General features: G+C 58.3%; 20 protein-coding genes. 11 read left to right on the top strand and 9 right to left on the bottom strand.

What is annotated here, in order from left to right:
• Positions 1–101 precede the first annotated feature (101 nt).
• A complete protein-coding gene (locus AC0B60_RS05225; protein WP_465084600.1) occupies positions 102–803 on the top strand; it encodes a hypothetical protein in 702 nt (233 codons plus the stop codon).
• On the opposite strand, the gene AC0B60_RS05220 is transcribed toward AC0B60_RS05225, so the two are convergent.
• Positions 783–3,455 (bottom strand): nitrate reductase, encoded by a 2,673-nt coding sequence (locus tag AC0B60_RS05220; RefSeq protein ID WP_465084599.1) that lies wholly within the window; start codon positions 3,453–3,455, stop codon positions 783–785. The two genes, AC0B60_RS05225 and AC0B60_RS05220, sit on opposite strands and share 21 nt — an antisense overlap.
• A gap of 471 nt (positions 3,456–3,926) precedes the next feature.
• Here AC0B60_RS05220 and AC0B60_RS05215 point away from each other — a divergent pair, with 471 nt between their 5' ends.
• From AC0B60_RS05215 to AC0B60_RS05175, 9 genes are all read left to right on the top strand, one after another.
• Complete coding sequence (locus AC0B60_RS05215) at positions 3,927–4,553, top strand: ANTAR domain-containing response regulator (RefSeq protein ID WP_465084597.1); 627 nt, start codon at positions 3,927–3,929, stop codon at positions 4,551–4,553.
• Positions 4,554–4,575: 22 nt separating this feature from the next.
• On the top strand, positions 4,576–5,811 hold the full coding sequence (locus tag AC0B60_RS05210; protein WP_465084595.1) for a CmpA/NrtA family ABC transporter substrate-binding protein: 1,236 nt from the start codon (positions 4,576–4,578) through the stop codon (positions 5,809–5,811).
• A 212-nt stretch (positions 5,812–6,023) separates the two neighbouring features.
• Complete coding sequence (locus tag AC0B60_RS05205; RefSeq protein ID WP_465084593.1) at positions 6,024–7,379, top strand: CmpA/NrtA family ABC transporter substrate-binding protein; 1,356 nt, start codon at positions 6,024–6,026, stop codon at positions 7,377–7,379.
• 24 nt (positions 7,380–7,403) lie between these two features.
• Positions 7,404–8,399 carry an ABC transporter permease gene (locus AC0B60_RS05200; RefSeq protein ID WP_434049977.1) on the top strand — a complete coding sequence of 332 codons (996 nt, stop codon included), beginning with the start codon at positions 7,404–7,406 and terminating at the stop codon, positions 8,397–8,399.
• 189 nt (positions 8,400–8,588) lie between these two features.
• Entirely contained in the window at positions 8,589–9,482 is an 894-nt protein-coding gene (locus AC0B60_RS05195; RefSeq protein ID WP_465084696.1) for an ABC transporter ATP-binding protein, read from the top strand.
• 304 nt (positions 9,483–9,786) lie between these two features.
• Positions 9,787–11,016: an NAD(P)/FAD-dependent oxidoreductase gene (locus AC0B60_RS05190; RefSeq protein ID WP_465084591.1), complete on the top strand. Its 1,230-nt coding sequence runs from the start codon at positions 9,787–9,789 to the stop codon at positions 11,014–11,016.
• 29 nt (positions 11,017–11,045) lie between these two features.
• Positions 11,046–13,559, top strand: a complete 2,514-nt coding sequence (gene nirB / locus AC0B60_RS05185) for a nitrite reductase large subunit NirB (RefSeq protein ID WP_465084589.1) — start codon at positions 11,046–11,048, stop codon at positions 13,557–13,559.
• Between the two features lie 227 nt (positions 13,560–13,786).
• Positions 13,787–14,155: a nitrite reductase small subunit NirD gene (gene nirD, locus AC0B60_RS05180; RefSeq protein ID WP_465084587.1), complete on the top strand. Its 369-nt coding sequence runs from the start codon at positions 13,787–13,789 to the stop codon at positions 14,153–14,155.
• A gap of 117 nt (positions 14,156–14,272) precedes the next feature.
• Positions 14,273–15,640 carry a WS/DGAT/MGAT family O-acyltransferase gene (locus tag AC0B60_RS05175; protein ID WP_465084586.1) on the top strand — a complete coding sequence of 456 codons (1,368 nt, stop codon included), beginning with the start codon at positions 14,273–14,275 and terminating at the stop codon, positions 15,638–15,640.
• A 3-nt stretch (positions 15,641–15,643) separates the two neighbouring features.
• Here the strand turns inward: AC0B60_RS05175 and AC0B60_RS05170 are convergent, their stop codons facing one another.
• From AC0B60_RS05170 to AC0B60_RS05135, 8 genes are all read right to left on the bottom strand, one after another.
• On the bottom strand, positions 15,644–16,051 hold the full coding sequence (locus AC0B60_RS05170) for an NINE protein (RefSeq protein ID WP_041332848.1): 408 nt from the start codon (positions 16,049–16,051) through the stop codon (positions 15,644–15,646).
• 60 nt (positions 16,052–16,111) lie between these two features.
• Positions 16,112–17,257 (bottom strand): iron-containing alcohol dehydrogenase, encoded by a 1,146-nt coding sequence (locus tag AC0B60_RS05165; protein WP_465084584.1) that lies wholly within the window; start codon positions 17,255–17,257, stop codon positions 16,112–16,114.
• Between the two features lie 45 nt (positions 17,258–17,302).
• Positions 17,303–18,688 carry an aldehyde dehydrogenase family protein gene (locus AC0B60_RS05160; protein ID WP_465084583.1) on the bottom strand — a complete coding sequence of 462 codons (1,386 nt, stop codon included), beginning with the start codon at positions 18,686–18,688 and terminating at the stop codon, positions 17,303–17,305.
• Between the two features lie 9 nt (positions 18,689–18,697).
• Positions 18,698–20,065, bottom strand: coding sequence for a glutamine synthetase family protein (locus AC0B60_RS05155; protein ID WP_465084581.1), 1,368 nt, complete (start codon positions 20,063–20,065; stop codon positions 18,698–18,700).
• Between the two features lie 101 nt (positions 20,066–20,166).
• On the bottom strand, positions 20,167–21,213 hold the full coding sequence (locus tag AC0B60_RS05150) for a TRAP transporter substrate-binding protein (RefSeq protein WP_465084580.1): 1,047 nt from the start codon (positions 21,211–21,213) through the stop codon (positions 20,167–20,169).
• A 90-nt stretch (positions 21,214–21,303) separates the two neighbouring features.
• Positions 21,304–22,626 carry a TRAP transporter large permease gene (locus tag AC0B60_RS05145; RefSeq protein WP_465084578.1) on the bottom strand — a complete coding sequence of 441 codons (1,323 nt, stop codon included), beginning with the start codon at positions 22,624–22,626 and terminating at the stop codon, positions 21,304–21,306.
• A complete protein-coding gene (locus tag AC0B60_RS05140; protein ID WP_465084577.1) occupies positions 22,626–23,132 on the bottom strand; it encodes a TRAP transporter small permease subunit in 507 nt (168 codons plus the stop codon). Before AC0B60_RS05140 ends, AC0B60_RS05145 begins: the two co-directional genes overlap by 1 nt.
• 185 nt (positions 23,133–23,317) lie before the next feature.
• Positions 23,318–24,424, bottom strand: coding sequence for a helix-turn-helix transcriptional regulator (locus AC0B60_RS05135; protein ID WP_465084576.1), 1,107 nt, complete (start codon positions 24,422–24,424; stop codon positions 23,318–23,320).
• A 244-nt stretch (positions 24,425–24,668) separates the two neighbouring features.
• Here AC0B60_RS05135 and AC0B60_RS05130 point away from each other — a divergent pair, with 244 nt between their 5' ends.
• Entirely contained in the window at positions 24,669–25,559 is an 891-nt protein-coding gene (locus AC0B60_RS05130; protein ID WP_465084574.1) for a metal-dependent hydrolase, read from the top strand.
• Positions 25,560–25,568 lie beyond the last annotated feature (9 nt).

Raw genomic sequence — 25,568 nt, 5'->3', positions numbered from 1 at the left:
ACAATGCGCTACAGGGCCATAGCAAACTGGCAAACCGAAAGGTACCCTTGGCGTGTTCAAATCGATTCGCGGTAGAAGACTTTCACCCAGGCTCACCCAGAATGACCATTCCAACAAACAGTGCCATTCAACTTGGCAACCTGATGTGTGCAGTAACCGAAGAAGTTCTCTGGTCACCCGCCCAACAATGGGTTCGCAGTCAACTCCCCGCCACTACCCTGCTTTGCCGTGTCGGCTCGGGACAGGCCACCTACCATCGCTTTGACCCACGTCTGAAACAGCACCAGATTACCTACGGTAAACGTATGATCATGGCCAAGCACGAGCCCGACGCGGTTGGCGGCTGGCTGTCCGGTCGGGAAATCCGACAGCGAGAGTATTTCGGAGGCACGGTCACAACCCTGAACCTGCTGGCACACACGTGTTGCCACGAGTTCGCGCACCTGCTCCAACACGTGTCGGGCCAGCGCTATCGCGGCTCCGTCCATAATCAGCACTTTTACCGGATTCTGGACGAACTCCACACCAGTGGTGGCGCTGAGGCGGCCAGGCATCATCTTGCCGTTCAGGCCGAGGAGGCGGGGCTTGCGGCCCCTGACGAACCTATTCCGGAGTCGGACTCCCGTCAGCTCATTGCCAACTGGACAGTGGGTGATGCCGTGGGATTTGGTGCCGGCAAACGAGAGCTGGAAGGTCGGATCATCCGGGTGAACCGGAAAACCTGTACCGTCGAGGGAACCGGGCGCTGCCGCGGCTTGCGATACCGGGTCCCCCTGGTTCTGCTACGCGCTCTCGCGGACTGATACCGCAAGCAAATCGCGCAACTCCGGAATACAGGAGCCGCAATTGGTGCCGCATTTCAGGCTATCACCCAGGGCTTCTACGGACTCCGCCCCTTCGGCGATGGCACCGGCTATCTGGTTTTCCCCCACCTGAAAGCAGCTGCAGATCATCGCGCCCGGATCATCCACGTCTACATCCCGTGCAGCCAACAGCGCCCTGCGGCTGGACTCACAAAGTTCTGCTTCCGCGAAACAGCTATCCAGCCAACTGGCGTCCGGTATCAATACCGGGTTGCTATCGACCATCAGCACAGCCTCCAGTTGGCCATTCACCACCCGGGCCGCGCGGAACCTGCCCTGGGAAGCGTCGGCCATAACCAGATGCGCCTTTCCGCCCAGCCACTCGGTCATGGCTGCCGGCCATTCAACAGGTTGCCGACCGGCGAGCCACCAGCTGTCGCAGTTATGCAATGGCACCTGGCACCAGTAGTCGGCCCGCCAGCGCCGGGGCCGGTTGCGCCTGACCAGTAATCGTCCGTGCCAATGGGCGCGAAATGGCGCTAGGGCCGCCCGCCCGTGTTTGGCTTCCGGCTGGCCCGACACTGGATCGGTCATGGATTCCGTCAGCAGGGTGGCCACCCCACTGGAGGCAAACTGGCGGTTCCAGTGGATGGGTATGAACACCTCACCACGCCGCTGTTCGGCGCTTTTTCGGACTCGCCCCACGTAACTGCCGTCATGAAGGCTCAACCTGGCCAGGTGCCCCTCGGTAAGCTGGTGCGCGACAATGTCGTCGGGATGCACGTCCACATAGGGCTCCGAGCGGTGAGTCAGTAACCGTGGCGTATTGGCGGTCCGGGTCATGGTGTGCCACTGATCCCTAATGCGGCCGGTGTTGACCACCATGGGGTAGTCTGCGTTGGTTTGCTGCGCCGGCCATTGGGTGTTGATGGCGACAAACCGGGCACGCTGGTTGTCGGTGACAAAACGGCCGTCAGTAAACAGTCGTGCCGAGTCGATTGCGCCAGACGCAGCGCTGTTCAAAACCGGCCATTGCACGGGTTTCAAGGTGTCGTAGCCGGAATCCGACAGGTTGGCCAGCCCAGCGAGATTGAATAGGCGCTCGCCGTTGTTTTCATGGGCCGAAAGGCAAGCATGCTCGCGAAAGATGTCCGCCGGCTGGTCGTAGTCAAAGGCCTCGCCAAACCCCATTTTTTGGGCCACGGAACTCAAGATCCACCAGTCCGGCTTTACCGCAGCCGGCAGGGGCAGGAAGCGACGCTGCCGCGAGATTCGCCGTTCCGAATTGGTGACCGTGCCATCTTTTTCACCCCATCCGGCAGCAGGGAGCAGAATGTCGGCAAGGTCCGTGGTGTCGGTGTGGGCTACGCAGTCCGAAACGATGACAGTGGGGCAACGTGCCAATGCGTTCCGGACCCGAGCCGAATCCGGCAGGCTGACCGCCGGGTTGGTCCCCATAATCCAGATCACCCGGATATCGCCACGATGAACCGCCTCAAACAGGTCCACCGCCTTGAACCCCGGGCCATCGGCCACCGCACCGGTTCCCCAGAAATTCGCCACCCGTGATCGAGCGCCGGGGCTGTCGTAATCCATATGAGCGGCGAGCGTGTTGGCAAGCCCGCCGACTTCCCGTCCACCCATGGCATTGGGCTGGCCGGTCAGGGAGAAGGGCCCTGCACCGGGCTTACCAATCCGGCCTGTCGCCAGATGGCTATTAATAATGGCATTGCCTTTGTCGGTGCCGGCAATCGACTGGTTTATCCCCTGGGAAAAGCCGGTGACCGTTCGCGGCGTCTGTGCAAACCAGGTATAAAAGGTTTCGACGTCCTTGGGTGCAAGATCACACTGTTGTGCCACCGATTCGACGCTTGGGGCTGCTGCTCGTGCGCTTGCCAAAGCATCATCAAACCCCTGGCAGTGGTCATCAATGTAGGCCTGGTCCAGCCCACCGTGCTCTGTAAGCCAGCACAATAAACCATTGAACAACACCGTATCGGTGCCCGGCCGTAACGTCAGGTGAAGGTCCGCCAACTCACTGGTGGCGGTGCGGCGCGGATCAATAACGACCACCCGGCGCCCATCGCGTGCACTGGCTTTCATGCGCTGATAGAGCACCGGGTGCGCCCAGGCAGCGTTACTGCCAGCCAGCACCAGCAAGTCCGCCAATTCCAGATCTTCGTAGCATCCGGGAACCACATCAGCCCCAAAGGCCCGTTTGTGAGCAGCCACGGCCGACGACATACAAAGCCGGGAGTTGGTATCCACATGAGGTGTGCGAATGAAGCCCTTGGCCAGCTTGTTGGCGACATAGTAGTCCTCAGTCAGCAACTGGCCGGACAGATAAAAGGCCACCGACTGGGGCCCATGAGTCTTGACGCTGTCCTGTATCGCATGAGCCACCTCATCCAGCGCCTGCGCCCATTCACTGCGGCGCCCCCTGACAACCGGGAACAGCAACCGTCCGTCTTCCTGGCCGGTGGTTTCGTGAAGGCTGGAACCCTTGACGCAAAGGCGTCCCTTGTTCGCAGGATGGCCTTTGTCCCCAGCCACCGGTGTACCAGTATCGGAATAGGCCAATACACCACAACCAACCCCACAGTAGGGGCAGGTGGTCTGCACCGGAGCCTCGCCAGGTTTGAATACGTCCACAGTGTCTCCTGAGTGTTACACGCACAAAAAAGCCCGCCGTGCCCCGTTCTCCACAAAATGGTTGTCGGGCATGCGGGCTTCATCGCCAGCGTTCATGTCCGGAATCAAAAGGCCCGGACATGGCTGTTTAGGATTTACGTTCCAGCTGTCGCTGCAAACGTTCGTCATGATATGTGCAAATCCAGGGCCATTCCCTGAAAAAACGAGCCATCTGGCGTTTTTGCAGATTCTGTAACGGCTCAAGACGCTCTATTCCGGGTCATAACGGTGCAAGGCACCCAAATATGCCCAATCAGGGCGCATATTTGGCGAACAAATAATCCGACTCCAGAACCAGGAAACGGCTACATCACCGTACTCAGGCCACTTCAAGTAACCCTGGCAAATTTATTGCAATACCGCTGATGGAACCGTTTTTTCTGACAGCGTTAAGTGAAAGGCATCCAATGCCTGTACATTGAGGAAACCATCATGAATTCGCCAGAACCCCTTCGTATCCTTCTGATCGACAAGGACCCCGAAAGGGCGAGCCAGGTCTGCCAGGCGCTCAGCCACGAGGGCCATGAAGTGATTCGCCAGCGCCCGGATGCCACCGGTCTGACCGCAGCGGTTGCCCGCGACCAGCCGGACATGGTGATTATTGATATGGACTCGCCTGACCGGGATACCCTGGAAAACATGAGCACCCTCAACACTCATGCCCCCCGGCCCATCGTATTCTTCGCCGACCAGCCCGGTGACCGCGCCACCATCCATGCCGCAGTGAAGGCTGGCGTCAGTGCTTACGTTGTCGACGGCATTCAACCGGAACGGGTTCGCTTGATCATCGACTCAGCCGTAGCGCAGTTCGAATCCTTTCAGGCGCTGAGAACCGAGCTGGAAGAAACCCGTTCGGCACTGGAAGACCGGAAGGTGATTGAGAAAGCCAAAGGGCTGATCATGCGGCATGAAAACTGCGATGAGGAAACGGCCTATCGCATGCTGCGCAGCTCCGCCATGGAGCACAGTGAACGCCTGGCGGTTATGGCGGGGCGTGTCATTACACTGTTGGAAAGATGTAGCCAGGGCTCAGTGGGCTCCATCAAGAAAGCATCCTGATCAACACTGTTAGGGAGCACCCATGGTTCGCCCAACCCCGCTTCACAAACATCCCGGATTCAAGGTCCGTCTCGGCTTTGTACCCCTGCTGGATAGCGCGCCACTGATCGTTGCGCGTGAGCTGGGGCTGTTTGACGCCGAAGGGCTGGATGTGGAACTGGTGCGCGAAGGCTCCTGGGCTTCATTGCGCGATAAGGTCAGCTTCGGCCTGCTGGACGGCGGCCACATGCTGGCGCCGATGCCGCTGAGTATGTCCCTGGCAAGCGACCGTCCCAAAGTGCCCGTTGTGGTGGGCATGGTGCTAAGCCGCAATGGCAACGGAATCACCCTCAGCGCGCGGCTGCATCACGAATTGATCCGTTCAGCTACGGATCTGGAGAACCCGATAGCCACCGCACGCGCGCTGATACGACTGGCCAAGGGCAGGGGCGAGCCAATACGGTTAGCCTCAGTGGCGCCCTGGTCAAGCCATGACCTTCAGCTCCGGGACTGGTTGACCTCTGCCGGGCCAGACGCAGAACAGCATGTACAAATCATCCCGGTTTCTCCTATTCAAATGGTGGACGCATTCCGCTCAAACGCCATTGAGGGCTGCTGTGTCGGTGAGCCCTGGAACAGCCTTCTGGAATATGAAGCACTGGGGCACATTCTTCACTCCGGTCACCAGATCTGGCAGAACGCCCCGGAAAAAGTACTGGGTATGCGCGCCGACTGGACGGAGCAGCACGATGTTATGCACAGGCACCTACTTCGGGCACTGCTTGCAGCCTGCCAGTGGCTGGACAACGCCCATAACCATCGCCTGTTGCGGGATATCCTGGCAAAGCCCGAATACCTTGGGCAGCAGATCAATGTACTGGATAATCACCCGTACAGCCTTTTTCATCCACGACTGCATCAACACTTTTTTCACCATTCCGCCAACTTTCCCTGGCTGTCACAGGCCCACTGGTTGGCAACCCGCCTGACGCTTCGGGGCCAACTCGGCCCGGTGAACGGCGCCATGGTTCGGCAGGTAGTCAGGCCGGATTTGTTCCGCGACGCGGCGGCGTCCATGGGCATTGACTCACCGGTTATAGACAGCAAGACCGAGGGCCGACATCAACTGCCCTTTACCCTGTCCGGCCGTTACGGCCCGGTGGACGTTGCCAGCGACCGCTTGTTGGGAGAACACCTTCACGACTGGCTGGCCGATAACGCCGCGCCCAATAACGAAGCGTCACGCACTAAAACAGCCACGAAAACCCGCCTCCAATAACGCCCAATTTCGAAAAAATCCATATTTTAATATACAAATCAACATCTTAAAAACATGGCACGCGGGCTGCTTTGTAAATACAGACGATCTTGCATCCACTGCTCCGATAAACGGCGGTGATGAAAACTGACAGAACACCAGGCATTGACGCCTGCGTCCCGGAAACGGGGGGCAGGCTTTTTTTTGTCTGGATAATACTCCGGGAGAGCACCATGCACCTGAAAACACTCGCAGCGACATTCCTGATCTTAACAGCGGCGTGCTCTGCACACGCCGACATCGGCCCGGCCGAAAAGCCGGACCTGAAGCTCGGCTTCATCAAACTGACGGACATGGCGCCACTGGCCATTGCTTGGGAACAGGGGTTTTTCCTGGATGAAGGCCTGTTCGTAGAACTGGAAGCCCAGGCCAACTGGAAAGTTCTGCTTGACGGCGTGGTGACCGGCACCCTTGATGGCGCCCACATGCTGGCAGGCCAGCCACTTGGCGCGACCATCGGTTACGGCACCCAGGCAGACATCATCACCGCGTTCAGCATGGACCTGAACGGCAACGGCATCACTGTGTCGAACGACGTCTGGGAGCAAATGCACCCACACATTGAAGACGGCAGTGACGGCCATCCCGCTCATCCCATCAGTGCCGCTACCCTGAAACCGGTCATCGACCAGTACCGTGACAAGGGCGAGCGTTTTCGCATGGGCATGGTTTTCCCGGTGTCCACCCACAACTACGAGCTTCGTTACTGGCTGGCGGCCGGCGGACTGAATCCCGGCTTCTACGCTCCCCATCGCGGTGATACCAGCGGCAACATAGACGCAGACGTTCACCTGTCGGTCACGCCACCACCGCAAATGCCCGCCACCATGGAAGCGGGCACCATTCAGGGCTATTGCGTGGGTGAGCCCTGGAACCAGCAAGCAGTATTCAAAGGCATCGGCGTGCCGGTCATCACCGATTACGAAATCTGGCCCAACAACCCCGAGAAAGTGTTTGGCGTGACCGAAGCCTGGGCCAAGCAGTACCCCAACACCCATCTCCGGCTGCTTCGTGCACTGATCCGTGCCGCCCACTGGCTGGATGAAAATGACAACGCCAATCGTGAAGAGGCGGTGAAGATCCTGTCCCGCTCAAGCTATGTGGGCGCCGACGAGGAAGTCATCGCCAATTCCATGACCGGTACGTTCGAATACGAGAAAGGCGACGTGCGCAAAGTGCCAGACTTCAACGTGTTCTTTCGCTACTACGCCACCTATCCGTATCCCTCCGATGCCATCTGGTATCTGAGTCAGATGCGTCGCTGGGGACAGATCCCCGAACCGAAATCCGACGACTGGTATATGGAAACCGCGGCCAAGGTCTACCGCGCCGACATCTACAAGGAAGCGGCCCGGACTCTGATTGAGGACGGCACGCTGAAGGCAGAGGATTTCCCGGACCTGGGTGCGGAGAATTTTGTTCGCCCTCACCAGGGCGAGCTGATCGACGGCGTGGCCTTCACTCCGAGGACACCGAACGCCTACATCGACAGCTTTGAGATTGGCCTGAAAGGCTCGCAAACCCCTTAAGACTTGAGTGTCAGGAGACATCACATGACCACGCTCAGCCAGACCGACTCGTTATCATCAGGCCAACGCTGGCTCCGTGCGTTGACGGAAAAGCTGTCCGGCCAGAACCTGGCCGAAACCTTCCGCCAGTTGCTTCTACCAGCCATTGGTATCGCGCTGTTCCTGGGTTTCTGGCATCTGGCCGCGCCCCAGGTGCAAACATCCCTGGGCGCCTTTCCGGGCCCGGCCGATGTGCTGGAACAGTCCGGTCAGCTCTGGCAGGAGCACAGCAACCAGCGGGACCGGGCGGCGCAGTTCGTGACCATGCAGGAGGAACGCAACGAACGCATCCTGGCGGAGAACCCGGACGCGGAGGTGAAGATCCGCGACTATCCCGGCGCACCCACGTTCATCGACCAGATCTTCACCAGCCTCGGCACCGTGCTGGCCGGCTTTGTGCTGGCCACCCTCATTGCCGTGCCTTTAGGCATCATCATAGGCCTCAACCGTCACTTCTCGGCGGCCATCAATCCGTTGATCCAGATCTTCAAGCCGGTCTCCCCACTGGCGTGGCTGCCGCTGGTCACCATGGTGGTGTCAGCTACGTACGTCAGTGATGACCCGATGTTCGAGAAGTCATTCCTGACATCGATGATCACGGTCACTTTGTGCAGCCTGTGGCCGACGCTGATTAACACGAGCGTTGGGGTTTCAGCAGTCAATCCTGATCTGTTGAACGTGTCTAAAGTGCTGCAACTGTCGTTCTGGACTCACGTTCGCAAGGTCGTGTTGCCGTCATCTGTTCCGATGATCTTCACCGGCCTGAGAGTGTCCCTGGGCATCGCCTGGATGGTTCTCATAGCGGCCGAAATGCTGGCCCAGAGCCCCGGCCTCGGAAAATTTGTCTGGGACGAATTCCAGAACGGCAGCAGCGAATCCCTGAGCCGAATAATGGTGGCGGTACTGGCCATCGGTTTTATTGGCTTTTTGCTGGACCGAATCATGTTGTTGATTCAGAAGCGGGTTGCCTGGAACGAGTAGCCTCTGACTTTGGTGAAGGCCGCACCGGGCGGTATTGGCCTCCCGGGACACGCGGTGAATACGTCCCTGTACGCTCGACAAAAACATCCATGTTTTTGACGGTCCCGGGAGGCCAATACCGACCGGCGCTCCGCAAGTTTTGAGGAGATTGTTATGAGTAAGTCGCATCTTGAATTGACCAATGTGCAGATGGCCTTTGATACCAAGGATGGACCGTTTGTGGCCTTGGAAAACGTAGACTTGAAGATCCGCAAAGGTGAATTCGTATCACTGATCGGGCATTCCGGCTGCGGTAAATCGACCGTGCTCAATATTGTCGCCGGGCTTTTACAGGCTACGCGAGGAGGTTGCGTACTGGATGGGCATGAGGTGAACACACCGGGGCCGGAACGTGCGGTGGTGTTCCAAAATCACTCACTGATGCCCTGGCTGACCGTGTACGAGAACGTTGAATTGGCCGTACAGCAAGTGTTCCGAAAATCCATGAGTAAAACCGAGCGGAAGGAATGGATTCTTCACAACCTCAAGCTGGTCAACATGGACCACGCTCTGGATAAACGCCCCGGAGAGATCTCTGGGGGCATGGCCCAGCGGGTCGGGATTGCCCGGGCACTGGCGATGAAGCCCAGCGTGCTGTTAATGGACGAGCCATTCGGCGCACTGGATGCGCTGACCCGGGCCCACCTGCAGGATTCGCTGATGAACATTCAGCAGGACCTGAACAGCACCGTGATCATGATTACCCATGATGTGGATGAGGCGGTGCTGCTGTCGGACCGGATTGTGATGATGACCAACGGGCCGGCCGCCACCATCGGGGAAGAGTTGCACATTGAGCTGGAGCGACCACGAAACCGGGTCACCCTGGCCGATCATCCAGAATATGTGCGCTATCGCCAGGCAGTGCTGTCCTTCCTTTACGAAAAGCAGCGTTTTCCCGGCAAAGACGACGAGGCACAGAAAGAAACAGCGGCTGAAACGCCTTCAGAATCTGAAGGGTCGTCACGCGAACTGACTGAGGGTGACGACACACCGAACGCCGGCAGCGACGACCGGGAAAGTCCGGTTCGCCGTATAGCCTGATTTTGACGTATCAGAGACGGGCGCTCAGCACCGGTCTCAAGCACCGATCCGGTGCACGCCGCCCCGCAGGAGCGCACTGCTGTCGGGCCACACTGAACATCTCACATTATAACTCCATGTAAATAAAGGACTAATCATGTTGGCACGGCGTTCGCTACTGTAGATACAGGGAAGAATGTCCCGGCTATGGATCGGCCGGACCATCAGATCATTGTTGTTGGCATTGGCGCCGGACCATCGAGTTCCTTCGGGGATCAGATGCTCCGGCTTTTTTTGTTTCGGGCACAAGAAGGGCATCACGATCATGAGCGCACAGGCAGAACAGACTCTCGTTATCTGCGGGCACGGTATGGTGGCCCAGCGTCTGCTCGAAAAACTGGTTGCTCAACCGCACCGACCTTTTGAGCGCATTGTGGTGTTCAATGGTGAGACGACTCCTGCCTACAATCGCATCCAGCTTTCGTCACTCCTGGCCGGCGATGCCAACGAAGACAGTCTGCAACTGCAGCAATCAGACTGGTACCAGCACAACAACATCACCGTGCATCAGGGAGACCCCGTTACCGCCATTAACCGGGAAGACCGCACGGTCACCACGGCCAGCGGGCAAACTCAGTGCTACTCCAAACTGGTTCTGGCCACGGGCTCCCGCTCCGCCAGTCTTGGGCTGGAGGGCGAGGGCCTCGAAGGTGTCATGGGATTCCGAGACCTGAAAGACACTCGCCAGCTCATCCAAACCAGCCAGCGCCATCGCCGCGCGGTGGTCATCGGTGGTGGCTTTCTGGGTCTGGAGGCGGCTGAAGGGCTGCGCAGCCGGGGTATGGCGGTCACTGTTCTGCACCGCGGCAGCCATCTGCTGAACCGACAACTGGACGAAACCGGCGGCGCACTGTTGAAACAGGCCCTGACCGAACGCGGCCTGACCATTCGCACTCAAACGTCCCCCTTGGCCCTTCTCGGTCGCAATCTGGTGAGGGCCGTACAACTGGACGATGAAACCCTGATCAGCACCGACCTGGTGGTGATTGCCGCCGGTATTACGCCAAACACCGAACTGGCACGGGAGGCCGGTCTGAATTGCGATCGCGCCATCCGCGTGAACCCAAAACTGCAAACCAGCGACTCACACATCTATGCTCTGGGGGAATGCTGCCAGGTGGAAAACCAGACCTTCGGGCTGGTGGAGCCGGGCTACCAGCAGGCCGATGTACTGGCGCAAGTGCTGTGTCACTCCGACAGCCACGCAGCCTTTGAGTCGTCCACGATCCCGACACGCCTGAAGATCAGCGGCATTCCGATATTTTCCTGTGGCCAGACCGAAGCAGACCCCGACACCGAGTCCGTGGTCTGGCAGGACTACGACACCAATCGCTACTGCCGCCTGCTGATCCGTAACCAAAAACTCACGGGCGCCGTGCTCTTCGGCGAAACCAGCGACGGCCCCTGGTACAGCGAACGCATTCAGCAAGCCGATGACATTAGCCCTTACCGGGCCCATCTGGCCTTTGGCAAGCACTACTGCGAAGCCGCTTAAAGCGGCCGGGAACAGAGAGAGGAATTACCATGAGCAAGAAATCCCTGATCGTGATTGGCAACGGCATGGTCGGCCATCATTTCCTGGAACAGCTGATAGAAACACCGGCAGCAGCAGACTTCGACATCAAGGTGTTTGGTGAAGAGACACTGCTGGCATATGACCGGGTTCACCTGTCCGAGTACTTTGGTGGTTCCACCCATGCCGACCTGGCCATGGGCACCGCCGACTGGTACGCCGAGAACCACATCGACCTGCGCCTGGGCGAACAGGTAACCGGCATCGACCGCGCCAATCAAACCATTACCACACCGATGGGCGATTACGCCTACGACGAACTGGTGTTGGCCACCGGTTCCTATCCGTTCGTGCCGCCGATCAAGGGCAACGAGCACCCCCATTGCCTGGTGTATCGCACCCTGGAAGACCTGGACAGCATCCGTGCCAGCGCCGACGGTGTTAAAACCGGCGTTGTGGTGGGCGGTGGCCTGCTGGGTCTGGAAGCAGCGAATGCACTCAAGAGCCTGGGACTGGACGCCCACGTGGTGGAGTTTGCACCCCGGCTAATGCCGGTGCAGCTCGACAGCGACGGCGGTGCCCTGCTCAAACGCAAAATTGAGGAATTGGGCGTTCAGGTGCACACCGAAAAGGCGACCACTGACATCGTCGAGGGCGAAGAAGCCCGCCTGCGGATGAATTTCAGTGACGACACCCATTTGGAAACCGACCTGATCGTGTTCTCCGCGGGCATCCGCCCGCAGGATGCCTTGGCACGCGCCAGCGAACTGGCCATCGGTGAGCGCGGTGGTATTGTTATCAATGACCAGTGCACCACCTCGGACCCGCACATCCATTCCATCGGCGAGTGTGCCCTGTGGAGTGAGAAGATTTTCGGCCTGGTGGCGCCAGGCTACACCATGGCCCGCACCCTGGCGTCGGTGCTGAATGGTGACCGTGAAGCGGCCTTTACCGGCGCCGACATGAGCACCAAACTCAAGCTTCTGGGGGTGGACGTGGGCTCCATCGGCGATGCCCACGCCCAGACTCCGGGCGCCCGCAACATCCGCTTTAACGATGAGCAGGCCGGCCACTACCGTCGCATGGTGATCAGCGAAGACGGCAAGGCCCTGCTGGGCGCGATCCTGGTGGGCGACAACAGTCACTACGACACTCTGCTGCAATACGCCTTGAACGGCATTGAGCTGCCGGAGAACCCGGAGACCCTGATTCTGCCGGAAAACCAGGGCGGTGCTCCCGCCCTCGGCCCGGACGCCTTGCCCGAAACCGCCTCGATCTGTTCTTGCCACAACGTGTCCAAGGGCGATATCTGTGGCGTGATTGATGCCGGTTGCAGCGACCTGGCCGGTGTGAAAGCAGAAACCAAAGCCAGCACCGGCTGTGGCGGTTGCGCGGCACTGCTGAAGAACGTGGTGGACAGCGAGCTGGAAAAACGTGGCGTGGAGGTCAGCAAGGATATCTGCGAGCACTTCCCGTACAGCCGCCAGGACCTGTTCAACATCGTCAAGGTCAATGGCATCCGCACCTTCCGGACGCTGATCCGGGAGCATGGCAAGGGCCACGGCTGCGACATCTGCAAACCGACAGTGGGCTCCATCCTCGCCACCTGCTGGAACGAACACATCCTGGCAACGGACCATGTACCGCTGCAGGACACCAATGACACCTTTATGGCCAACATGCAGAAGAACGGCACGTATTCCATCGTGCCACGGGTGCCGGGTGGCGAAATCACTCCAGACAAGCTGATCGTGCTGGGCGAGGTAGCCAAGGAATACAACCTTTACACCAAGATCACTGGTGGCCAGCGGGTGGATCTGTTCGGCGCCACTTTGAGCGAGTTGCCGGAAATCTGGGAGAAGTTGATCGCCGCCGGCTTCGAAACCGGCCATGCCTACGGCAAATCCCTGCGTACCGTTAAATCCTGCGTGGGCAGTACCTGGTGCCGCTATGGGGTGCAGGACAGTGTGGGCATGGCGATCTTTCTGGAAAATCGCTACAAGGGCCTGCGCTCGCCCCACAAAATCAAGATGGCTGTGTCTGGCTGCACCCGAGAGTGTGCCGAAGCCCAGAGCAAGGACATCGGCGTGATCGCCACGGAAAACGGCTGGAATCTCTACGTATGTGGCAACGGCGGCATGCGTCCGCGCCACGCGGATTTGTTTGCCACGGATCTGAGTGATGAGGAGCTGATCAGTACCATTGACCGCGTTCTGATGTTCTACGTTCGCACGGCGGACCGTCTGCAGCGCACCAGTGTATGGATGGAGAATCTGGAAGGTGGCCTGGATTACCTGAAGCAGGTGGTTCTGGAGGATAGCCTTGGCGTTGGTGAGGAGCTGGAGCAGCACATGGCGGATCTGGTGGATACCTATCAGTGCGAGTGGAAGACGGCAGTTGAGGATCCTGAGAAGCGGAAGCGGTTCCGGGAGTTTGTGAATGCGCCTGAGAAGAAGGATCCGGTGCAGGAGTGGACTACTGAGCGGGATCAGCGTCGGCCTTTGCTTGAGGGGGAGCCTGCTTAGGACTGGTGGCTTGGGGTGGAGCGCGGGGGTCGATATTTTTTCCCTTGGTAAAAAGAACTCGCTGCGCTCGGACACCTTTTTCCTGGCGGGAAAAAATATCGACCCCCACGCTCATCCAGGCACGAGTTAACGCTTTTAAAAAGCAAACAGGGCGACGCATCACTTTTACTCAGAACTATTGAATTGTGATTGGGCGCGCTGTAAACGACATGAAATTGGAGAATGTTATGAAAGCACGCACTTCCTGGGACGTTGTTTGTACCGTTGATGATCTTGTGCCGGAGTCCGGCGTTGCGGTCTGGACCGAAGATGGGCCGGTGGCTGTGTTTTATCTGCCGCATCGGTTGCCGGCGTTGTTTGCGATCAGCCATACCGATCCGTTTACCGGTAAGAACGTGCTGGCGCGGGGCATTACCGGGGACCTGAAAGGGCAGCCGGTGGTGGCGTCTCCGTTGTACAAGCAACACTTCAACCTGCAGACCGGTCAATGCCTGGAAGACGACGAAGTCGCCGTTCGAACCTACCCGGTCCTTCTGGACGGCAATAGCGTTCGGGTCGAAATCCCGGCAACCAGTAGAGAGTCAGCCGTAGCATAACCTGGGAATCGCCTCCTGGCAGGCCTCGAAACAGGTACGAAAAGCCGCTTCCACCCAGCCATAAATACTGCAACACTGACGGCCAGACAAGAATCATAATAAGGCGACGTTTATACCGTGAAAGCACTAAGCCCGGTAGATCAGGTGTTCCTGTGGCTGGAAAAGCGCCAGCAGCCCATGCATGTTGGTGGCCTGCAGCTGTTTTCGTTCCCAGAGGATGCGCCCGACGACTATGTCGCACAACTTGCTGAACGGTTACGGGAACAGACCATTGTCACACCCCCTTTCGACCGGCGCCTGAGCCATAAGTTTGGCCAGCCAGTCTGGGTGGAAGACGAACAACTGGACTTGGAGCACCATTTCCGCTTCGAGGCCCTGCCCACCCCGGGTCGGATTCGTGAGCTGTTGTCGTTTGTCTCTGCCGAGCACAGCCACCTGATGGACCGGGAGCGGCCGATGTGGGAATTCCACCTCATTGAAGGCTTTCAGGAGCGGCAGTTTGCCGTTTACACCAAGGTGCACCATTCGTTGGTGGACGGCGTGTCCGCCATGCGACTGTTTCAGCGTATGCTCTCGCAGGACTCTGAGCAGCGTGACATGCCGCCTATCTGGTCGCTGCCAAAACGCAGCCGCAACCATGGCGATTCCGATGGCCCATCCATGTGGCGCAATGTGGCACATCTGCTCGGGGAATCCGGTAAACAGCTGGGCACGGTTCCAGCCGTCACCAAGGCGTTGTTGACCACGGTAAACCGGGCCCGCAAGGACCCTGCCTACGATTCTATCTTTCACGCACCCCGCTGCGTGCTTAACGGCAAGATCACCGGTTCACGCCGCTTTGCCGCCCAGTCCTATTGCCTGAAGCGCATCCGCGCCGTGTGCACCGCGTTCGGCACAACGGTCAACGACGTGGTCATGACCATGTGTGCCACGGCCCTGCGGACCTACCTGATGAATCAGGACGCGTTGCCAACAAAACCGCTGGTCGCCATGGTACCGGTTTCCCTGCGCACGGATGACAGCTCCGGTGGCAACCAGGTGGGTATTATCCTCGCCTCCCTGGGCACCCACCTGAACGACGCGGCTGAGCGGCTGCGCTATATCCACGAAGACGTGAAAGCCTCCAAACAGCGCTACGCGGCCATGTCCCCAGAGGAAATCCTGAATTACACGGCGCTGCTGCTGGCCCCGGCGAGCTTCAACCTGCTAACGGGGCTGGCGCCGAAGTGGCAGACCTTCAATGTGGTGATTTCCAACGTACCGGGGCCCAAAGAACCCAGTTACTGGAACGGCGCCAAGCTTGAGGGGATGTATCCGGTATCCATTGCCATGGATCGGATCGCTCTGAATATGACCCTGACCAGCTACTGCGATCAGGTGGAATTCGGGCTGATTGGCTGCCGTCGCACCCTGCCCAGCCTGCAGCGCATGCTGGATTATCTTGAAGAGGGCCTGACCGAGCTGGAGCAGGCCGCTGGGCTGTAACGCCTAGCCGAACTTCACTTCCTGATTGCGTTCCGAGATCTGGCTGTTCAGTGTCCAGAAATCATAAAGCACACCCACCAGGAACAGACCGCCCGTCAGCAAGTAAATGATTCCGGTGATCCACTTGCCCATGTACATCCGGTGGATACCAAACACACCAAGGAAGGTCAGTAGAATCCAACCGATGTTGAAACTGACCTCGCCCTCACGGAATCGGTGATCCGCCTCCCGGTCCATGGCCGGGATCAGGAACAAGTCGATAATCCAGCCGATGAACAGCAACCCCAGTGTGAAGAACCAGATGGTGCCGGTGATAGGCTTGCCGTAGTAGAAGCGGTGCGAGCCCAGGAACCCGAAGATCCAGAGCAGGTAGCCGATGAGTTTGCTGTGAGTGTCCTGATTGTCTGCCATTTGCGTTCCTTTTGGCTCGGGTTTTGGCGTGACATTTGGCCAAAACCGACAATAGATCAATCAGATGCAGGCTTCAAACAAAGCTCGCGTGTTTTCCGCTGTCATCTTCACCGGATTACCACCGGCGCTGGGGTCTTCAAGCGCCATTTTAGTCATTTCCTCAATGCGATCCGTCCCCACACCCATGTCCCTCAAACGTTCGGGCACGGCCAGCGACTCCCGTAACGTCATGATGAACTGGGTAAACCCGTCAAAGCCATTGGCAATGCCCAGGTAGCGGGTAATATCGCCGACCCGGTTTTCGATCGCAGGCCGGTTCATGGTGATGACCGATGGCAGTACCACGGCGTTGGTCATACCATGGTGGGTGTTGTAGATCGCCCCAACCGTATGAGAAACCGCGTGGGTCGCTCCCAGGCCTTTCTGGAACGCCACAGCGCCCATGGCGGCAGCGACCAGCATCTGCCCGCGCGCCTCGATATCAGCGGCATCCGCGTACACCCGGGGAAGATTTTCCTTCACCAGCCGCATGCCCTCCAGCGCAATGCCCTGGCTCATGGGGTGGAAGTTGGGCGAACAGAACGCTTCAAAACAGTGAATAAAGGCATCCATGCCGGTTCCCGCGGTAATGAACGGCGGCATACCGACCGTCAGTTCCGGGTCGGAGATAACAATCGACGGCAGTATCCGGGGGTGAAAGATGATCTTTTTGACGTGGGTCTGGCTGTTAACGATCACACTCGCTCGCCCCACCTCCGAGCCTGTGCCGGCGGTCGTCGGTACGGCGATGATGGGCGCAATCACGTCGGCGTCCGCGCGCTTCCACCAGTCACCGATATCCTCGAAGTCCCACACTGGCCGGGTCTGGCCCGCCATGAAAGCCAGCAGTTTTCCAAGGTCCAGGCCGGACCCGCCACCAAAAGCAATCACACCATCATGGCCGCCATCAAGGAAGACCTTCCGGCCCGCTTCCATGTTGATTTCCGTGGGGTTGGGGTCAACGTCCGAAAACATGGCCCGCCCGAGGCCGACTTGCTCCATTAAATCGAGCGTCTGTTGAGTGATGGGCAGGTTTGCCAGCCCCCGGTCGGTCACCAATAATGGCCGGGTTATGCCTGCCTCCGCACAGCACTCGCCGAGTTCGGCAATGCGACCGGCGCCAAAACGAATGTCCGTGGGATAGGACCAGTTTGCGGAGAGTGTCATTGTCAGCCCCTCGTCTGAGAATCGGGTTGTCGGTTGATCCGGCGTTCAGTTCGTCGGCTTTTTCAGGTAGTACGACTTGGGACGCGTCAGGTTATGGTAGCCAATGATCGAAAGCCCCCCGCCGCGGCCGGTATTCTTGCAGCCGGTCCAGCAAAGCGCCGGGTCCAGATAGTCACAACGGTTCATAAACACCGTGCCGGTCTCAATCTGACCGGCCACCCGCTCAGCGCGTTCAATGTCTTTCGTCCACAGTGACGCAGTCAGGCCGAATTCGCTGTCGTTCATCAGCGCCACCGCCTCGGCATCGTCTTTGACTTTCATGATGCCCACCACCGGGCCAAACGACTCCTCCTGCATTACTCGCATGGAATGATCCACATCGATAAGGATCTGCGGCATCAGATAGGCCCCGCCCTGATCCGGAAACAACTCGGGGTCGATCAAGGCCCGGGCGCCGCTGGCGACGGCTTCTGCCGTCTGCTTCCGGACATGGTCGGCAAATCGGACATGCGCCATCGGGCCAAGCGTTGTATCCCTGTCCAACGGGTTACCCAGCCGGTGGGCACTGACAATGGCAACGGCTTTCTCAACGAACGCATCGAACAGGTTCTCAGCAACATAAATGCGCTCAATACCGCAACAACACTGGCCGGCGTTGAACATGGCGCCGTCAATCAGTGTCTCCACAGCAGCATCCAGGTCTGCATCGTCCATCACATAACCCGGGTCCTTACCGCCAAGCTCCAGCCCAACGCCGGTAAAGGTGCCGGCGGCGGCTCGCTCGATGGCCCGCCCCCCATCCACCGAACCGGTAAAATTCACGAAACCGAAGGCTTTTTCCTCGATCAGCGCAGACGTAGTCTCGTGGGACAGGAACACATTCTGAAAGACCTCTCTCGGGACGCCAGCGGCGTGGAACGCCTCCGCCATGTGCTCACCGACCAGAGGCGTTTGTGACGCGTGTTTGAGAAACACGGCGTTACCGGCAATCAGAGCCGGAACGACCGTATTCACAGCTGTCATGTACGGATAGTTCCAGGGCGCGACCACCAGCACGGCGCCATGGGGTTCGCGCCGGATATAGCGTTTAAGGGATGAGCTGTTTTCAATCTCGATCGGGGCGAGCCCCTGTTCGGCAAGGTCGGCCATCATTCCGGCACGCTCATCCACACCGCCAAACTCGCCGCCGTATCGCACAGGGCGCCCCATCTGCCAGGCCAGTTTTTCAACGATGTCGTCGTTCATGTCTCCCAGACGGGCGATGCCGTCGCGGACCCGTTGAACCCTGTCCGACAACGGCAGGGCGGCCCACTCAGGTTGCGCTTTTTTTGCCGTGACAACCGCCTCTCTGGCTGCTTCCAGGGAAAGCGTTGCGCGCTCCACGTACACGGAGCCATCGATGGGCGATATGCATTGAATAGTGGTGCTCATAGCTGTGTCCTACGCCTGTTCAAATCCACGTTTGACTTCGTAATCGGTGACGACACGATCAAAATCTTCCTGTTCCCATTCGGCACAGCGAACGTAGTGATCCACCACGTCGTTACCCATGGCTTCCCGCAACATGGTCGAGCCGCGTAACGAATCCGTGGCTGCTCTCAGTGTGGATGGAATACTGCGCGCAGACTCGGCGCCATAGGCATTGCCGGAGAACTCCGGTTCCAGTTCGAGCTTGCCTTCGATGCCGGCGATGGTGGCGGCAATCTGCGACGCCAGAGCCAGATACGGATTGAGATCTGAACCGCCGATGCGACACTCCACCCGCACGGCGTCGGTATTCGGTGCAACAACGCGGTAACCGGCGGTGCGGTTGTCGATGGACCAGACGGTGCTGGTAGGCGCAAAGGTGCCGGCGGCAAAGCGCTTGTACGAATTGACGTAGGGCGCCAGGAAGAAGGTGGTGTCATTGGCGTATTCCAGTAGCCCAGCCAGCGCATGCCCCATGGTTTTGGACATGCCGTGGGCGCCGCTGGGATCGTAGAACACCGATTTGCCCGTGCTGTCCGAGAGGGCCTGATGGATATGGCTGGACGACCCGGCGGCGCTGTGATTCCACTTGGCCATGAAGCTGACACTGCGCCCATGCTGCCACGCAATCTCCTTGACGGCGTTTTTCACCAGAACGTGGGTGTCGGCCATGGTGAGCGGGTCGGAGTAGTGGATATTGAGTTCGGCCTGCCCGGCATCGGCCTCACCTTTGCTGCTCTCAACCGTGATACCCGCCTGATAGAGCCCATTGCGGATGGGCCGCATCACGTCTTCCTCACGGGTGGTCTGGAAGATGTGATAGTCCTCGTTATAGGGGCTGATAGGCGTCATATGATGATACTGACGCTTCTGCATTTCCTCGAAGGTTTCCCGAAAAATGAAGAATTCCAGTTCGGTGGCCGTGGTCATCTGCAGCCCCATGGCCGACAGCCGTTCCAGCTGTTTTTTCAGCACCGCCCGGGGCGAATGCGGGACCGGGTCGTGGGTGACGTGATCAATCAGATCGCAGAGGATGAAGGCAGTGCCTTCAAGCCATGGCAATCGGCGCAGCGTGGTCAGATCCGGCTTCATCACATAATCGCCGTAACCGGCCGCCCAACTGGTCGAAGCGTAGTTCTCCACCGTTGTCATTTCGAGATCGGTGGCCACCAGATACTTGCAGCAGTGGCTCTCTTCCCATGCCGTATCGATGAAGTACTGGGCCTGAAAGCGCTTGCCCATGAGACGCCCCTGCATATCAGGGATCGCGGCCACAACGGTATCAATCGTGCCGTCTTCGACACTTTTTTTCAGTTCTTTAAAGGACAGTTGAGCTGCCATCTCACGGCTCCGCAATATCAATTAGGCTAAAAGACGCCGCGTCCAGTGGCGAACCGATTCGGGATTATTGCCACTGAACGCCGTGGTTCTCCGCGACCCGTTCAGGTGTAACGATAGGGCCGCCCCGCCTTCTCCATTTTTTCGTTATATTCCTTGAGAATCTTGACGACCCGCGCCTTGGTTTCGGATTCCTGGGCAACCTCGTCCCAGAACACACGCGCCGCCTTTTCGACTTCTGCCCATTCCTTGTCCGGAATCGTGGTCAGCTCCATTTTCGTGCCGTCTGTACGCAGTTTGGCCTCGCCACCCCAATACCACCACTGGCGGTAATAGTGTGAGCTGTCCATGGTCAGTTTCAGCAGTTCCTTGAGATGGTCCGGAAGCTCGTTGTAGCGATCCATATTGGCGAAGAAGGACCCCGCCCAGGCACCGGAGATATTGTTGGTCAGGAAGTAGTTGGTCACATCTGCCCAGCCCACCGTGTAGTCCTCGGTAATGCCCGACCAGGCGATACCGTCGAGTTCCCCCGTCTGCACCGCGACTTCGATGTCTTCCCAGGGAAGCTGCACCGGCACCACCCCGAACTGGCTCATAAACCGGCCCGCGGTTGGAAAGGTGAAGACACGTTTGCCTTTGAGATCCTCGAGGCTGTGAATCGGCTCTTTGGTGGCAAAATGACAGGGGTCCCAGGCACCGGCAGACAGGTGCTTCACCCCCACCTTGGAATATTCCTCATCCCAGATTTCATTCAGCCCGTACTGATTGAACAGCACGGGGACGTCCAGCGAATAGCGGCTGGCGAACGGGAAGTAACCACCAAAAACAGTGACTTCGGTGGGCGAGGCCATGGAATCGTCATCGGATTGAACCGCGTCGATCGTGCCTTTCTGCATGGCGCGGAAGAGTTCACCCGTGGGGACAAGCTGATCGGCAAAATAGAGCTCGATCTGCATCTCTTTGCCGGCAATACGGTTGAAACTGTCGATAGCGGGTTTGACCACATGCTCGGCCAGTGCCGGCCCGGCATAGGTTTGCAGTCGCCATCGGATTTTCGGCTCCTGGGCGTAAAGTCTGGGCGGCGTAAGGGCGGCGGCCCCTGCCAGTGCTGCTACGGATGCTGATGCGAGAAATTTACGTCTTGTGGTCATGGCGACCTCCTTGACTGACGCTTGTTATGGAAGCCGGCCCGGCTTCCGGGGTGTTACTCGACATTCGTGTTCATCCAAAACGTTGACGGTTTATCGGTTATAAACGTACTCCGGCAGCCAGAGCGCAATCTGTGGAAACGCCATGATCAACGACAGTGCCACCAGCATCACGCAGACAAACGGGAGAATCGAACTGTAGATATCTCGTAGGGAAATTTCCGGCGGCGCCATCGCCCGCATCAGGAACAGGTTGTAACCGAAAGGGGGCGTCATGTAGGCAATCTGGGTGGTAATCGTGTAAAGCACGCCATACCAGATCAGATCAAACCCCAGGGCCGCTACCAGCGGAACGTACAGGGGTGCAACAATCACCAGCATTGCGGTGTCGTCCAGAAAGGTGCCCATCAACAGAAACGATAACTGCATCATGATCAGGATCATCCAGGGGTTTAGCCCCAGCTGCTCGGTAAACAGGCTGTCGATAGCCTTTACCGCGCCCAGCCCGTCAAACACGGCACCGAAACCAAGAGCGGCGAGGATGATCCACATGAACATGCAGGAAATGGCCAGTGTCTGGCGCACGGAGGCCTCGAAAACCGACCGGTTCATCCGGCCCTTGACGATTGCCGCGATGAACGCCGCCATCGCGCCTATGGCCGAACTTTCCACCAGGCTGGTCCAGCCTTTGACGAACGGCACCATCATGGTGGCGAAAATAACCACCGGCAGAACCCCGGCACGCAACAGACGCAACTTCTCGCCGAGGCTGACCTGGCGCTCTTCTTTTGGCAACACCGGCCCGAGTTCCGGCTGAAGGCGACAGCGAACAGCAATATAGACAATAAACATCACTGCCATGATCAGCCCGGGCACAACGCCCGCGAGCCAGAGCTGCCCCACCGGCTGGCGGGCAATCATGGCGTATAGCACCAGTACCACCGAGGGCGGAACCAGTATGCCCAGGGACGAACCCGCCTGAACCACGCCCGTCACCATGCGTTTGTCATAACCTCGCCGGAGCAACTCGGGCAGGGCGATGGTTGCACCAATGGCCATACCGGCAACCGACAAACCGTTCATGGCCGACACCAGCACCATCAGGCCAATGGTGCCAATGGCCAGCCCGCCATGAACGGGCCCCATCCAGACATGAAACATGCGATAGAGGTCGTCGGCGATTTTCGATTCCGAGAGCACGTAGCCCATAAAGATAAACATCGGCAGCGTCAGCAGCGGGTACCAGTTCATCAGTTTCATGGCTGATGAGAACGGAATATCGGAGCCTCCTGTTCCCCACAGCGCCAGCGCTGACGCTGCCGCGACGGCACCGATTGCCCCAAAAACCCGCTGTCCGGTCATCAACATCAGCATCATCGAGGCGAACATGAAAATGGCGATAAGATCGTAAGACATCAGAGGTCTTCTCCCCGAATGCGGGCGATGTCTTTGAACAGCTCCGATACCGCCTGCAACAGCATGAGTGAGAAGCCGATGCACATCACCACCTTGATCGGCCACATGTAAGGCCGCCACGCGGAGGGGCTGCGCTCGCCGTATTGAATTGCATAGCTGGTGCTGTCGTAGGCGCCATAAAGGAGCACGCCCAGAAAGAAGATCAGGAAGAAAATGGTGAAGACATCGAACCATGCTTTCTTACGGGCAGACCAACCGCCGTAGAACAGGTCCATGCGCACGTTGGCGTCCAACTGGATTGAATAGGGGCCACCCAGGATGTAATAGGCCACCATGGCGAACTGAGCGGCCTCGAGCGTCCATAAAGAAGGAAGGAAGAAGGTTTTGGAAATGGACGACCACAGCAGAATTCCAACCATGACAAAGATGCCGTACATCACCGCTCTACCGACACGGTAATTTACGGCATCCACGAAACGGATGTAGCCGTTAACGAAAGGTGGCACCCACAGACCTCACTCAATGCGTTAGTGAGCCAGTCAGACAGCCGCGCGGCCATGGACTGCTGTTGTTCCCTTGTCGCAATCAGGTTATCGCGGTGTGCAATCGCAATAATGTCCCGTTTTTTCTCTAGCCGAGTTTTTAAGCTAGCACAGCATTTCTCACCTGTCGCATTATCAGGTGGTTTTCGTCACGGACCCACTTCGGGTGCGGGGTCCGGGCCGCCCTCACGGAACTCACTGGCGGACTTGCCCGTCCACTTGCGGAAGGCGCGGCTGAAGTTGGACAAGTCCGCGTACCCCAGCTCATAAGCGATCTCGCTAACGGACTGGTTGGTGTACCGCAGGAGCTGGATAGCCCGGTCTTTCAGAACCGCTTCCACAATTTCACGGTAGGTGGTGTCCTTTTCCGACAACCGCCGTTTCAGCGTGCGGGACGATACACAAAAGCGCTCCGCCATCGCCTCCAGGGACGGCAGCGGCCCGGGCATCACGTGGAGCATATTACGGATGGCGTAAGTGATGTCGCCCTGGTCTTTCAAAGCCTTCTGAAGCTCGAACTCGCACTGATCCCTTGCCATGCGAGAGGCTTCCGCATCCGCCAGACGCATTCGGGTATCCAACAGGCCCTTGGGAAACACCATGGTTTCCTCGGGCTGGCCGTATTCGAAAGGCACTGGCAACTGGGAGGCAAACCTGCCGTAATAAGAGGGCTCCGGGGATGCCAGCTGAACCTTCACGCCGGGAAGCTTGCCGTTTACCATGGAGAATCCGCGCTTTTCAGCGTCCTCGCGATCGATCAGCTGTTCTGCCAGCATCATCAGCGTGGCGCTGACGGTTTCCGCCAGAAACCGGTATTGGGTGGGCACATCGAACTCCGTGCGTAAACGCACCAGCACATGCTCACCCGTATCGGTCACTGTCATGGTGAGGAACGGCACGCGCAACTGCAGGTAGCGCCGTACTGAATCCAATGCGCCCGCCAGGGTGGGGCTGGTCAGGGCCGCAAACCCAAGGGTGCCATGGATGGTAACCCGCAGCTCTCGCGCCAACATGAAACTCAGGCCGTCTTTCCCCGCCAGATCCAGTGCCCGCTCTACCATCACAATGGCATCGGTAACGAACACCCTGCTGTCATTGGACTTCAGATCCTGAGGCGTAAATTTCATGCCGTCATACAGCGCACGGTCGTTGTAACCCAATTGCCGCACCACATCCGCCAGCACCCGGAGATACACACCGGGAACCAGAAACAGTCCCAGCATCTGCCGTTCTTTTTCCGGGCCCGGGTTCGCCATGCAGGTTCCTTTTTGTTGTGTGAGAGTTGTTGTGGAAAGACTCACTGTCACCGATGCTATCAGAAGCCCGGCACAGCGACACTGTGACTGGAGGCACCGGCAACCACGTCAGCATAGTCAATTGAGGCCGTCGCTGGCCCTTACTCCACGATGGCCGTCCCCTTTTCGCATTCAAAGCCTGCATTGACTCACCCACACTGAACCCATCACATCAGCCATAGCGCCCAAGCGCAGGAGTAACGACATGCTGAGAACGAAAACCACTGAGTCAAAGCCGGTTGCACGCACCCCGGACAACGTTGCCATCAAACCACAGCGCATGGGGTTTGAATTCGGGGAGAAAGTCCCCCAATACTGGCTGGACAACAGCTACATCCTGAGCCACACCATGAACGCCTTATCGGTGCTATTCCCGCAGGGTGAGCAGTTTTTCGTGGATGCTGTCCGCTACTACCAGGACCAGATCAATGACCCAAAGCTGAAAAAAGAGGTAAGGGGATTTATCGGCCAGGAGGCCATGCACTCGCTGGAACACAAGTCCATGAACCAGCACGTGCGGGATCAGGGCATGCCTGTGGAAGAACTGGAGCAAAATCTCGAAGTGATTCTTGGCATTGCCAAAAAGCTGCCCAAGCGTCACCAGTTGGCGATTACCTGTGCCCTGGAGCACATGACGGCGATGATGGCGGACATGCTGCTGGAGCGGAACGACGTTCGCGAAGACATGCACGAAACCATGCGCCCGCTGTGGGTGTGGCACGCCATTGAGGAAACCGAGCACAAGGCAGTGACCTATGATGTGTTCAAACAGGTGGGCGGCACCTATGCCGAACGCACATTTTACCTGGCGTTCAGCACCGCGGCACTGGGCGTTGTGGCCAGTTACTACACGGCGCGGATGATGTTGCATGACCGGAAGAACTTCTCACTGAAAGATTCCGCCCGTGGTCTGTGGCGCATGTGGGGCAAGAATGGCACCTTCTCCAGCCTGGCACCAACCTGGCTGGAATATTTCAAGCCTGGCTTCCACCCATGGAACCACGACAACAGCGAGTTAATTGCCCGTTTCAAGGAACAGATCAACGAGTACATTGCCCCGCAGTATCAGAAAGGGAATCGCCGTACCATTCAATAGACGGCCATC

The sequence above is a fragment of the Marinobacter sp. V34 genome, from assembly GCF_055524115.1.
Note: the sequence above shows the minus strand (reverse complement) of the source record. Positions and strands in the feature narration are given on the sequence as shown.

Excerpts from the sequence above, each read along its gene's own strand:
- AC0B60_RS05150 (WP_465084580.1), bottom strand. The coding sequence starts at position 21,213 with ATGACCACAAGACGTAAATTTCTCGCATCAGCATCCGTAGCAGCACTG.
- AC0B60_RS05170 (WP_041332848.1), bottom strand. The coding sequence starts at position 16,051 with ATGGCAGACAATCAGGACACTCACAGCAAACTCATCGGCTACCTGCTC.
- AC0B60_RS05210 (WP_465084595.1), top strand. The coding sequence starts at position 4,576 with ATGGTTCGCCCAACCCCGCTTCACAAACATCCCGGATTCAAGGTCCGT.
- nirB (WP_465084589.1), top strand. The coding sequence starts at position 11,046 with ATGAGCAAGAAATCCCTGATCGTGATTGGCAACGGCATGGTCGGCCAT.
- AC0B60_RS05225 (WP_465084600.1), top strand. The coding sequence starts at position 102 with ATGACCATTCCAACAAACAGTGCCATTCAACTTGGCAACCTGATGTGT.
- AC0B60_RS05145 (WP_465084578.1), bottom strand. The coding sequence starts at position 22,626 with ATGTCTTACGATCTTATCGCCATTTTCATGTTCGCCTCGATGATGCTG.
- AC0B60_RS05205 (WP_465084593.1), top strand. The coding sequence starts at position 6,024 with ATGCACCTGAAAACACTCGCAGCGACATTCCTGATCTTAACAGCGGCG.
- AC0B60_RS05190 (WP_465084591.1), top strand. The coding sequence starts at position 9,787 with ATGAGCGCACAGGCAGAACAGACTCTCGTTATCTGCGGGCACGGTATG.
- AC0B60_RS05160 (WP_465084583.1), bottom strand. The coding sequence starts at position 18,688 with ATGAGCACCACTATTCAATGCATATCGCCCATCGATGGCTCCGTGTAC.
- AC0B60_RS05195 (WP_465084696.1), top strand. The coding sequence starts at position 8,589 with ATGGCCTTTGATACCAAGGATGGACCGTTTGTGGCCTTGGAAAACGTA.
- AC0B60_RS05130 (WP_465084574.1), top strand. The coding sequence starts at position 24,669 with ATGCTGAGAACGAAAACCACTGAGTCAAAGCCGGTTGCACGCACCCCG.
- AC0B60_RS05215 (WP_465084597.1), top strand. The coding sequence starts at position 3,927 with ATGAATTCGCCAGAACCCCTTCGTATCCTTCTGATCGACAAGGACCCC.
- AC0B60_RS05165 (WP_465084584.1), bottom strand. The coding sequence starts at position 17,257 with ATGACACTCTCCGCAAACTGGTCCTATCCCACGGACATTCGTTTTGGC.
- nirD (WP_465084587.1), top strand. The coding sequence starts at position 13,787 with ATGAAAGCACGCACTTCCTGGGACGTTGTTTGTACCGTTGATGATCTT.
- AC0B60_RS05155 (WP_465084581.1), bottom strand. The coding sequence starts at position 20,065 with ATGGCAGCTCAACTGTCCTTTAAAGAACTGAAAAAAAGTGTCGAAGAC.
- AC0B60_RS05135 (WP_465084576.1), bottom strand. The coding sequence starts at position 24,424 with ATGGCGAACCCGGGCCCGGAAAAAGAACGGCAGATGCTGGGACTGTTT.
- AC0B60_RS05200 (WP_434049977.1), top strand. The coding sequence starts at position 7,404 with ATGACCACGCTCAGCCAGACCGACTCGTTATCATCAGGCCAACGCTGG.